At 73.0% G+C, this 2,274-nt stretch carries 2 protein-coding genes; both read left to right on the top strand.

Annotated features, from left to right (window positions below; all coding sequences use genetic code 11):
• Positions 1 to 93 precede the first annotated feature (93 nt).
• Entirely contained in the window at positions 94 to 1,014 is a 921-nt protein-coding gene (locus P1P70_RS43610) for a VOC family protein (protein ID WP_319247910.1), read from the top strand.
• Positions 1,015 to 1,344: 330 nt separating this feature from the next.
• A partial coding sequence (locus tag P1P70_RS43605; protein ID WP_319247908.1) for a serine/threonine-protein kinase occupies positions 1,345 to 2,274 on the top strand: 930 nt, incomplete at its 3' end.

Raw genomic sequence — 2,274 nt, 5'->3', positions numbered from 1 at the left:
CCCCCACCCCACCCCCCCCGGCCGACGTCACAACGTCGCGCGGTCGGACGCGCCCGGCGCGCGCGCTGTCTCGTGCGCCTTTAGCTTGGCGGCATGGCCGATGAGACGGGTGGCGCCGCCGGGACGGGAAACGCCCCGTATCCCGAGGGCGTGCCCTGCTGGGTGGACGCCCAGTTGCCCGACGTCGAAGCGGGCAAGCGGTTCTACGGCGAACTCTTCGGGTGGACCTTCGAGGTGGCCCCCGGGGACGGCGCGCACGAGGTCTGGGCGCGCATCGAGGGCGCCCCGGTCGCCGCCCTCGCCCCCAAACCCGACGGCCGCCTCCCCACCGTGTGGACGGTCCACTTCGCGACCCCGGACGCGTTCGCCCTCACCGCCCGGATCGTCGCGGCCGGCGGTCAGGTGATCACCCCGCCCACCCCGGTCGGCGGTCTCGGTACCGCCGCGCTCGCCACGGACACGGAAAGCGCGGTCTTCGGCCTCTGGCAGGCCGCCGCGCACCCCGGCTTCGGGCGCCGCCACGAGCCCGGCACGTTCGCGTGGGCCGAGCTCTACACCCGCGACACCAAGGCGGCCAACTCCTTCTACGCGCATTTGTTCCACGAGGCCCTGTTCGGCCCGGGCGCCACCCCCGACTTCGGCCGCGCCACGCTCACGGACGTCTTCCCTGCGGAGATGCCGCCGCACTTCCTGGTCCACTTCGGCACCGAGGACTGCGAGGCCGCGCTCGGGACCGTCAGCCGGCTGGGCGGCCGGGTGCAGGTGCCGCCCTTCGACACCTCGTACGGAAATGTGGCGGTCGTCACGGACAATCAAGGGGCGTCGTTCGCGCTGCTGCAGCGGAAGGACGAGAACGGCTGGCGGGAGGCCCCGCAGGCGGCGGATCAGGCCGAACAGCGCCCGGACGAGCTGCGGCAGCAGGGGGACGACCAGCGCGAGGACGAGACACGGCCGACGGGGGAACACGCGGCCAACGGCCCGGAGAGCGGGCCTGACCAGCGGGAAGACCGCTGACGATCGGATCGCGCACGGTGGCCGGCCGCCCGGCGGCCCGGCCGCCGCGAGGGGGAGTGAAGGGGGCGCCCGGCGGGCAGACGTACGAGGTTGTGCGCCGGTGGTACGTCGTCCGCCGAACTGTCCCACCATCCGGGCTCCCACTTCCCGAGGTGCGGACAACGTGGTTTTGTCCTGAGACACCCCGATCCGCACCCGGGTTAGCAACCTGCCCCCGGTAGCAGGAAGAATCGGGGTGCGTGCCGCCATGGCGGTGCGGTGGTGAGACGCTGCACGGGGTCGCGCGCACAACGTGGGTGACGCGGTCCGTACGGGGAGGTGGCAGGGCAAGTGGTGGATCAGCTGACGCAGCACGATCCGCGGCGGATCGGGCCGTTCGAGGTGCTGGGACGGCTGGGGGCCGGCGGCATGGGGCTGGTCTATCTGGCGCGCTCCGCGTCGGGTCGGCGCGTGGCGATCAAGACGGTGCGGACGGAGCTCGCGGAGGACCAGCTCTTCCGGGTCCGTTTCACGCGTGAGGTCGAGGCGGCCCGCGCGGTGTCCGGTTTCTACACGGCCGCCGTGGTCGACGCCGACCCGCGCGCCGCCGTGCCGTGGCTGGCGACCGCGTACGTCCCCGCGCCCTCGCTCGAGGAGATAGTGAACGACTGCGGGCCCATGCCGGTCCAGGCCGTCCGCTGGTTCGCCGCGGGTGTGGCCGAAGCCCTCCAGTCCATCCACGGCGCCGGACTCGTCCACCGTGACCTGAAGCCCTCCAACGTGCTCGTCGTCGAGGACGGGCCGCGCGTGATCGACTTCGGTATCGCCTCCGGGGTATCGAACACGCGTCTGACGATGACGAACGTCGCCGTCGGGACGCCCGCGTACATGTCGCCCGAGCAGGCGAAGGACTCGCGGAGCGTGACCGGCGCGAGCGACGTCTTCTCGCTCGGCTCGATGCTCGTGTTCGCGGCCACCGGGCACGCGCCGTTCCACGGCGCCAACCCCGTCGAGACCGTGTTCATGCTGCTGCGGGAAGGACCGGACCTCTCCGGGCTCCCCGACGACCTGCGCCCCCTCATCGAGTCCTGTATGCAGATGGACCCGACCGCGCGCCCCAACCCCGCCGACCTCCAGGCGCAGCTCGCGCCCCACCTTTTCGGCTCCGGCTCGGACGACAGCGGTACGGCGTCGGCGTGGCTGCCCGAGAAGGCGGTCAGCCTGATCGAGACCCGCCGGGGCGGACGGCCCGCCCCCAAGCCCCAGCAGGCCTCCGGCGGC

It is taken from the genome of Streptomyces sp. MB09-02B, assembly GCF_033794485.1.
Taxonomy (GTDB): domain Bacteria; phylum Actinomycetota; class Actinomycetes; order Streptomycetales; family Streptomycetaceae; genus Streptomyces.
This window is presented reverse-complemented; position numbering and strand designations above follow the sequence as displayed.